Genomic DNA, 8,310 nt, shown 5'->3' with positions numbered 1-8,310 from the left:
ATCCTGATCGGCCTCGTGGTCGAGAACCTGATCTTCCAGACCATCGAGCGCCGCACCGTCCAGCGCTGGGGCATGCAGGCCTGAGCCGCACCCGGCCGACACCCCGAACGCCCAAGCACCCGGCGTCGGGGGCGGCCGCGCGGCCCGGCCTCCTCGGGCTGGTGCCGTGATTCATCTCGGTTCCCCCGGTTGGGCCATCCTCCGGTCGCCCGGCCGGGGGCCGATGTGTGCGTCCTCGCCCGGGTCGGCAACCGGTTCACCCTGGCCGGCACCGCCTCGTTCGCGGTGCGCAGGGCCTTGAGCCTCGCGCTGATTCGCGCCTTCGGCACCCTGACGCCCCCCGGAACCGAGCCCGAACGCACGCCGCGATCCCCCATCCGGCGGCGCGGTATTTCCCGCCGCTCATGCGATCGGACCCTGTAAAGATCAGGCGATCGGCGATCGAGTGCAGGTAAGCGCCCCCGTCCCGAGCCGAGCTTCGATCATCCTGCACCAAAATGCGCTTTCCCCGTGCGACAATCTGTCAAATCCACCTTGACACCCCGGTGCTTTTTCTTTTGGAAGCTGTGATGCCTTCCTCGAAAGCTTTGAGTGGACTCGCGCAGTGCCCGAAAAAAATCCCGAGATGACCTTCAAGCTTGTCACGCTGGTCGGCGAGATCGTCGCGGCCTACGTCTCGAACAACTCGGTCCCGCCGACGGCCCTGCCTGAGCTGATGGCGAGCGTGCACGGGGCGCTCGTGAATCTCGACGGCCTGCCCCCCGCCGAGGCCGCGCCGGCCGTCGAGCAGCCGACGCCGGCGCAGATCCGCAAGTCGGTTCAGCAGGATGGGATCGTCAGCTTCATCGACGGCCGGTCCTACAAGACCCTGAAGCGCCATCTCACCGCCCACGGCCTGACGCCGGAACGGTACCGCGAGCGCTACGGCCTCCCGGACGATTACCCGATGACAGCCCCCGGCTACGCCGCGCAGCGCTCGGCGCTGGCGAAGGCCATCGGCCTCGGCGTGCCGGGTGGGCGTGCCGATCAGCGCAGGACCGGCACCGGCGGCTGATCGGCGGCGCGGCACGGGGACGGCTGGGGCTCGCACCGGTCCCGGAGGCTCCGGAACGGCAGCACCTGCGCGGGGGCGGGGGCCGACCAGGAGAACCCTGCAGGATTGGGGCGGGCGGGCCGGCCGAAGGTGTCGGCCCAGCACAGCTTGATCAGGCGGCCCTCCGGCGCCCCGGACGCAGCCTCCGCGTCGGGCTTCGACGGATTGCGATGGCCGGCACCGATCCAGCGCACGATCCGGTGCTGGCGTCCGCGGCGGAGCACCGGTGGCACCGCCGGCTCTGAGCGCCTGCGGGCCGGCTGGATGTCGTCTGGCTTGTCCGAGGTCGACACGCTGAAAATATCCCGTCGGCATTCGAGGCGCGAGCGGGCACGGATAGCGGGTTTGGCCGTGAATCCGCCGGGGTGCTCGACCCTCGACAACGCCGCTATTCTACCGAACGGACCGCCGCGAGACAGAACGACTCCGTCCAAAAAACTTGTCTCTGCGTCCCAGGCGGGACCGATCCCGCCGCAGGCGGCTCACGAGGCGTGTGCCCCCGGGACCGCCGCCAGCAGGCTGCGGGTGTAGGCGTGCTCCGGCGCAGCGAAGAGCTCTGCGGTCCCGCGCATCTCCACGACGGCGCCCCGGTGCATCACGGCGATCCGGTCGCAGATCGTCGCCGCGACCCGCAGGTCGTGGGTGATGAACAGCATCGCGAGCGACAGGCGCCGCTTCAGGTCCTCCAGCAGCTCCAGGACCTGCCGCTGGACCGAGACGTCCAGCGCCGAGACCGCCTCGTCGGCCACCAGCACGTCCGGCTCTAGGGCGAGCGCCCGGGCGATGCCGATGCGCTGGCGCTGGCCCCCCGAGAAGGCGTTCGGGTAGCGGGCGGCCGCCTTCGGGTCGAGGCCGACGAGGTCGAGGAGGCTCCGGGCGCGCGCCCGCGCCTCGGCGGCCGGCACCCCGTGGGCGATCGGGCCCGCCGTGATGATCTGCTCCACGGTGCGCCGCGGGTTCAGGGATGCGAACGGGTCCTGGAAGATCATCTGGATGCGGCTGCGCTTGTCCCGCAGCGCCGCCTTTCCGAGCGCCGTGTAGTCGAGGTCGCCCAGCCGGACGGTGCCGCCGTCGGGCTCGATCAGCCGGATCGCCAGCCGTGCGGTGGTCGACTTGCCCGAGCCCGATTCGCCCACGATCCCCAGGGTCTCGCCGCGCCGCACGTCGAAGCTGACATCCTGGACCGCCGCCACCACCCGCGGCTTGCCGAACAGGCTGGCGTGCGTCGTGTAGGTCTTGGTGAGTCCGACGACCGAGAGGGCGACCGGGGCGGCCGCGAGCGGCGGGCGCGACGGCGGGGTCAGGCTCGGGACGGCGGCGAGCAGCGCCTTCGTGTAGGGTGCCTGCGGGTCGCGCAGCACCGCTTCGGCCGTGCCCGACTCGACCAGCCGCCCGCGCTGGAGCACCGCCACGTGGTCGGCGATCTCCGCCACCACGCCGAAATCGTGGGTGATGAACAGGACGCTCATCCCACGCTTGCGCTGCAGGTCGCGGATCAGCCGGAGGATCTGGGCCTGGGTGGTGACGTCGAGGGCCGTGGTCGGCTCGTCGGCGACCAGCACGGACGGCTCCAGCGCCAGCGCCATGGCGATCATCGCCCGCTGCCGCTGGCCGCCGGAGAGCTGGTGCGGATAGGCCCGGACCGCCTCCGCGGGGTTCGGCAGCCCGACCTCGGTGGCGAGCGCCACCGCCCGGGCGTGCCGCTCGGACCGGGTGAGCAGGTTGTGCGCCTCGAACATCTCGGCGATCTGGTCGCCGATCCGCATCACCGGGTTCAGCGCCGTCATGGGTTCCTGGAACACCATGGCGATGCGCCGGCCGCGCAGAGCGCGCCAGGCCGGCTCGTCGAGGCTCAGGAGGTCCCGGCCCTCGAACAGGATCGACCCGGCCGTCGGCTTCAGCGCCCGGGGCAGGAGGCCGGTGAGCGCGTAGGCGCTCATCGACTTGCCCGAGCCCGATTCCCCGACCACGCAGAGGATCTTGCCGGATTCCAGGTCGAGGTTCAGGCCCTCGACCGCGTGGGGCCGGTCGGCCCCCCTGGGGAGCGCGATCGTCAGATCGCGGATGCGGACGACCGGCTCGCTCATGGTTCAGGCCCTCGCGGTGCGGCGGCGCAGGATGTCCGGGCCGGCCTCGCCGAGATCCCAGAACAGCCCGGCCATGATCGCCATGCCCTCCCGGGTGCTGGAGGCGAGCATGTGCTCGTCCGGTCCGTGCTGGCGACAGGCCGGGTAGGAATGCGGCACCCAGAGGGTCGGCAGCCCCAGGATCTCCGAGAAGGCGTCGTTCGGCAGCGAGCCGCCGAGGTTCGGCAGCAGGGCCGGCTTCTTTCCGGAACTCGCCTCGATCGACTGAAGCGCCCACTCCACCCAGGGATCCTCCACGGGCAGCCGCGTCGCCTGAAACACCTCCGCGGCGCGGGCCGGCCGGACCTCGATCATCGGGAAGCCGTGCGCGTCGAGATGGGCGCGCACGTTCGCGATGAGGTTCTCCCAGTCGGTGCCGACCACGAAGCGCAGCTGCAGGGTCGCCTTGGCGTGGGGCGGCACGGCGTTGAGCGGCCCGTCCGGATCGCCGGTCTTGAAGGCCAGCACCTCCAGCGTGTTCCAGGCGAAGACCCGCTCGGCCGGGGTCAGGCCCGGCTCGCCCCAGTCGGCGTCGATCGTCGGCGCGGTCGGGTCCTCGCCGACCCGGATGTCGGCGAGCGCCGCGCGCACGCCCTCGGGGATCGGCGGCGGCCGCAGGGCCTCCACCAGGATGCTGCCGCGGGCATCCACCATCGAGGCGATCGCCGAGGCCAGCACTGTGCCGGGGTTGCGCAGCAGGCCCCCCCAGTTGCCGGAATGGTGCGGGCCCTCCCGCAGGTTCAGGCTCAGCTCGAAATTGTAGGCACCCCGGGAGCCCAGGAAGACGGTGGGGCGCTCGGCGTTGAGGCGCGGCCCGTCCGAGGCGATCAGCACGTCCGCGCGCAGGGCCTCGGCCTGGTCCCGGCAGAACGGCCGCAGACCCGGGGAGCCGGATTCCTCGCCCATCTCGATCAGCAGCTTCACGTTGAAGCCGAGGCGGCCGTCGCGGGCCGCGATCACCTGCTCCAGGGCGGCGAGGTTGAGGACGTGCTGGCCCTTGTTGTCGGCGGTGCCGCGGCCGTACCAGCGGTCGCCCTCGACCACGATCTCCCAGGGTCCGAGCCCCTCCCGCCACTGCTCGGGATAGCCCCGCACCGTGTCGCCGTGGCCGTAGATCAGCACGGTCGGAAGGTCCGGACCCTCATGCCGCTCGGCGATCAGGAACGGGCCGTGCACCCCGTCGGGATTCGCGAACGTCTTCGGGGGCTCGAAGCCCAGCCGGGCGACCACCGGTGTGACGAAGGCGTCGAGATAGGCGCGCAGGGCCGGCTCCTGGCCGGGGGCCTGGCTCTCGGTGGGCATCGCCACCGCCTCCCGCAGGAGCGCGAGGAACGCGCCCGAGTCGAAGGCCTCCGTGGCGCGCGCGATGGCGGCATCTCGCATCATGGTGTGTTTCCCGTGAAACATTGCGGTGCTGCGCCGGCCGGACCCTGGTCCGGCGGCGTCATCAGTTGCGCGCCTCGGGGGCGGTGATGTCGCGCAGGCCATCGCCCAGGAGGTTGATCGCCAGCACGAGGAGGAGCAGCGCCACCCCCGGGATGGTGATCACCCAGGGCTGGAAGAACATGTACTGCTTGCCCTCGGCGATCATCAGGCCCCAGGAGGGCAGGGGCGGCTGCACCCCGAGCCCCAGGAACGACAGGGCCGCCTCCAGCAGGATCGCGTGGGCCATCTCCAGGGTCGCCACCACGATCAGCGCGTTCATGATGTTGGGCAGGATCTCCTGGCCGATGATGCCCAGGTCGGTCAGCCCGGCGGCCCGGGCCGCGCTGACGAAATCCTGGTTGCGGATCTGCTGGGTGGCGGCCCGGGTCACCACGGCGAAGCGGTCCCAGAGCAGGAAGCCCAGCACCAGCACCACCACCTTCAGGGAGCCGCCGACCAGGGCCGCCATGGCGAGCGCCACCAGCACCACCGGCATGGCCAGCCGCGTGGTCACCACGTAGCTCACCACCGAGTCGACCCAGCCGCCGAAATAGCCGGCACACAAGCCGAGCGTGGTGCCGATGAGCCCGGAGATCAGCGCCGCCGAGATCCCGATCAGCAGGGAGATCTGGCCGCCGTAGAGCAGGCGGCTGAGGTAGTCGCGCCCGAGCTTGTCGGTGCCGAGCACGTGGTCCCAGGTCCCCTTGGCCTGCCAGATCGGCGGGATCAGGCGGCGGGACACGTCCTGCGCGTAGGGGTCGTGCGGGGCGATGAGCGGCGCGGCGAGTGCCGCCAGCACGATCAGCCCGAGGATCGCGGCCCCGATCAGGAAGCCGGTGTGGCGCAGGCCCCGCCGCACGATGAGGCGCGTGGGCGAGGGCACCGGCGCCAGGGTGATGGCCGCGTCCGGGGGCAGGGCGGGGGCAGCCAGAGCCGCCGTGTCGGGGGGGAGGCTCATGGGCGGATCCTCACGATTGCCGCAGGCGCGGATCGAGGAAGGCGTTCAGAAGGTCGGCCGCCAGCGTCAGGCCGATGTAGATCATCGCCAGCACCAGCACGATCGCCTGGACCACGGGGAAGTCGTTGCGGGCGATCGACTCCCAGGCCAGCTGGCCGAGACCCTGGAGCGAGAACACCGCCTCGATCACGATCGAGCCGCCGAGCATGAAGCCGAACTGCACCGCCGACAGGGCGATCACCGGGATCACGGCGTTGCGCAGCGCGTGCCGGACCAGCACCTTCCGGGGCGGCAGCCCCTTGGCCCGGGCGGTGCGGACGTAGTCGGAGGCCAGCACCTCCAGCATGCCGTTGCGGGTGAGCCGCATCACCGCCGGCATCGCGTAGTAGCCGAGCGCCACCGCGGGCAGGACGAAGTTCTTCCAGGTGGCGTTGCCCGAGACCGGCAGCCAGCGGAGGTTAACGGAGAAGACCAGGATCAGGGTCAGGCCGAACCAGAAGCTCGGCATCGCCTGGCCGAACACCGAGACGGCGAGCGCCAGCCGGTCGATCCAGGTGTCCCGCTTCACCGCGGCGATGACGCCGAGCGGGATCGCCACGAACAGCGCGACGGCCAGCGCGATGATCCCGAGATAGAGGGTGATCGGCAGGCGGGCGGCCAGCAGGTCGATCACGCTCTCGCGGAAATAGAAGGAGTTGCCGAAATCGAGGTGCAGCGCCCGCCAGCCCCAGGTGAGGAACTGGGTGAGCAGCGGCTGATCGAGGCCGTAATCCTGGCGGATCCGGGCGATCTGCGGCCCGGTGGCCTCCGGCCCGGCGATGGCGGTGGCGAGGTCACCCGAGAGGTGGAGGAGCAGGAAGCTCGCCACCGAGACCGTGAAGGCCACCGCCAGGGCGACCAGGATGCGCCGGAGCGTGAAGGTCAGCATGGGGTCCTGGCTCCTTCAGGCCGATACAGGACGCGCGCTTCTTCCCTCCCCCCTCCGCGGGGGAGGGTGGCCCCTGCGTCAGCAGGGATCGGGAGAGGGGCAGCGCGACGGTTCAGGATGTGAAGCCTGTCGCGACCCGTCCGGAAGCGTCGCTCCCCTCTCCCGACCCCCTTCGGGGGCCACCCTCCCCCGCAGAGGGGGGAGGGGGCGCGGCGCGTTGCGGCGGCCATCGCGGTCATTTCCACGACGCCGCGTAGAAGCGCGGCACCTCGTCGGGCTGGGCGGTGAAGGTCAGGTCCGACGTGAAGGCGTAGTTCGTCGCGTAGGAGAACATCGGCAGGGCGTAGGCCTCGCCGGCGATCCGCTGGAGCGCCCGGGCGTAGGCGGCCTTGCGCTTCGCCGGATCGGTGGAGCCGTCGCCCTCCTGAAGGTCGGCGATCACCTGCGGATCCTTGGTCAGGTCCTCCTCGCCGCCGCGGAAATACACCCCGTCGAAGGCCGAGACGTCCAGCACCGAGAACGACCCCCAGGTCTGGTAGCCGATCGAGACCTTGCCGGCCCGCAGGGAATCCCGGAACGCCGCGTAGCGCAGGTAGTTGAGCCGCGCCTTGATGCCGACGGCGCCGAGATAGCCGATCACCGCCTCGGCATAGTCCCGCTCGCGATAGGCGCCGAGATCGATCTCGAACCCGTTCGGATAGCCGGCTTCCTTGAGCAGAGCCTTGGCCTTGGCCGGATCGTAGGCGTAGCGCGGCACGCCCTGATCGGTGCAGCCGAACTGGTCGACGAAGCAGAGCGCGTTCATCACCCGGGAGGCGCCGCGCACGAGGTTGTCGACCATCGCCTTGCGGTCGATGGCGTAGGAGATCGCCTGCCGGACGCGGACGTCCTTGAGCGGCGAGTTCTCCCTGGCGCGGCCCAGCGTGTCGAACTGGAGGAAGCCGACCCGCATCGTCTCGGCGTTGAGCACGGTGACGTTGGGGGCGGCGCGGAGCTGGTCGGCCTGGTCGCTCGGGACCCGCCAGATCCAGTCGACGCCGCCGGTGATCAGTTCGGCCATCCGGCTCTCGCCGTCCGGGATGACCCGGAACTGCAGCTTGCCGATCTTCGGCCGGCCGAGCGGGCTGCCCGCCCAGTAGTTGGCGAAGCGCTCCATGCTGACGCCCCGGCCGCTGTCGACCTTGGTGATCCGGTAGGGGCCGCTGCCCACGGGCGCCTTGGCGAAGCCGTCGAGGCCGACCTTCTTGAAGTAATTGGCCGGGAAGATCGGGGTCGGGCCGGCGAGGTATTCCAGCGCCGCCGGGAACGGCGCCTTGAGGTGGATGCGGACCGTGTGCGGGCCGGTGACCTCCACCGATTTCATCCAGTCGACGTTCTGGCGGGTGACCGTGCGGGCCTCCGGCGTCTGCACGTAGTTGAACGTGAAGGCCACGTCCTCCGGCCCGAGCGGGTCGCCGTTGTGGAAGGTCACGCCCTCGCGGATGGTGAGATCCAGTGTGGTGTCGTCGGTCCAGGTCCAGGCGGTGGCGAGCATCGGCTTGTAGGTGCCGTCCGCCGGGTCCCGATACAGCAGCGTGTCCCAGCAGTTCCGGGCCAGGATCACGCCCTCCCGGGCGCTGTTGTGGTACGGGCTGACGTTCTCGGGCTCGCTGTCGGAGGCGTAGACCAGGGTGTCGTCCGCCTTGCCGGCGAGCGCGGGGCTGGCGGCGATCAGGGCCGCGACCGCGGTCGCGAGGGTGAGGGTCCGCAGCGGCATGGGGGCTCCGACGGCGCGGCGGAC

General features: G+C 71.0%; 7 protein-coding genes. 1 reads left to right on the top strand and 6 read right to left on the bottom strand.

Features of this window, described 5'->3' with window-relative positions; genetic code table 11:
* Positions 1 to 625: 625 nt before the first annotated feature.
* Complete coding sequence (locus MKL01_RS06580; protein WP_243904417.1) at positions 626 to 1,054, top strand: MucR family transcriptional regulator; 429 nt, start codon at positions 626 to 628, stop codon at positions 1,052 to 1,054.
* Here MKL01_RS06580 and MKL01_RS06575 read toward each other — a convergent pair.
* The 6 genes from MKL01_RS06575 to MKL01_RS06550 all read right to left on the bottom strand — a co-directional run bounded on the left by MKL01_RS06575 (position 1,027) and on the right by MKL01_RS06550 (position 8,286).
* On the bottom strand, positions 1,027 to 1,386 hold the full coding sequence (locus MKL01_RS06575; protein ID WP_243904416.1) for a hypothetical protein: 360 nt from the start codon (positions 1,384 to 1,386) through the stop codon (positions 1,027 to 1,029). The genes MKL01_RS06580 and MKL01_RS06575 overlap by 28 nt on opposite strands.
* Positions 1,387 to 1,575: 189 nt before the next feature.
* Positions 1,576 to 3,180, bottom strand: coding sequence for an ABC transporter ATP-binding protein (locus MKL01_RS06570; protein ID WP_243904415.1), 1,605 nt, complete (start codon positions 3,178 to 3,180; stop codon positions 1,576 to 1,578).
* A 3-nt stretch (positions 3,181 to 3,183) separates the two neighbouring features.
* Positions 3,184 to 4,605, bottom strand: a complete 1,422-nt coding sequence (locus MKL01_RS06565) for a M20 family metallopeptidase (RefSeq protein WP_243904414.1) — start codon at positions 4,603 to 4,605, stop codon at positions 3,184 to 3,186.
* Positions 4,606 to 4,666: 61 nt separating this feature from the next.
* The gene (locus tag MKL01_RS06560) at positions 4,667 to 5,602 is read right to left on the bottom strand and encodes an ABC transporter permease (RefSeq protein ID WP_243904413.1); all 936 of its coding nucleotides are present in this window, start codon (positions 5,600 to 5,602) and stop codon (positions 4,667 to 4,669) included.
* 10 nt (positions 5,603 to 5,612) lie between these two features.
* Positions 5,613 to 6,530: an ABC transporter permease gene (locus tag MKL01_RS06555; RefSeq protein WP_243904412.1), complete on the bottom strand. Its 918-nt coding sequence runs from the start codon at positions 6,528 to 6,530 to the stop codon at positions 5,613 to 5,615.
* A 235-nt stretch (positions 6,531 to 6,765) separates the two neighbouring features.
* A complete protein-coding gene (locus MKL01_RS06550) occupies positions 6,766 to 8,286 on the bottom strand; it encodes an ABC transporter substrate-binding protein (RefSeq protein WP_243904411.1) in 1,521 nt (506 codons plus the stop codon).
* Positions 8,287 to 8,310: the final 24 nt, after the last annotated feature.

It is taken from the genome of Methylobacterium sp. J-070 (assembly GCF_022829385.1).
Lineage (GTDB): Bacteria > Pseudomonadota > Alphaproteobacteria > Rhizobiales > Beijerinckiaceae > Methylobacterium.
The sequence above is the reverse complement of the archived record's forward strand: the minus strand, read 5'-3'. Positions and strand labels throughout refer to the sequence as shown.

Bases quoted from the DNA above. Each gene is read 5' to 3' on its own strand.
- MKL01_RS06580 (WP_243904417.1), top strand. From the start codon at position 626: ATGACCTTCAAGCTTGTCACGCTGGTCGGCGAGATCGTCGCGGCCTAC.
- MKL01_RS06570 (WP_243904415.1), bottom strand. From the start codon at position 3,180: ATGAGCGAGCCGGTCGTCCGCATCCGCGATCTGACGATCGCGCTCCCC.
- MKL01_RS06565 (WP_243904414.1), bottom strand. From the start codon at position 4,605: ATGATGCGAGATGCCGCCATCGCGCGCGCCACGGAGGCCTTCGACTCG.
- MKL01_RS06560 (WP_243904413.1), bottom strand. From the start codon at position 5,602: ATGAGCCTCCCCCCCGACACGGCGGCTCTGGCTGCCCCCGCCCTGCCC.
- MKL01_RS06555 (WP_243904412.1), bottom strand. From the start codon at position 6,530: ATGCTGACCTTCACGCTCCGGCGCATCCTGGTCGCCCTGGCGGTGGCC.
- MKL01_RS06550 (WP_243904411.1), bottom strand. From the start codon at position 8,286: ATGCCGCTGCGGACCCTCACCCTCGCGACCGCGGTCGCGGCCCTGATC.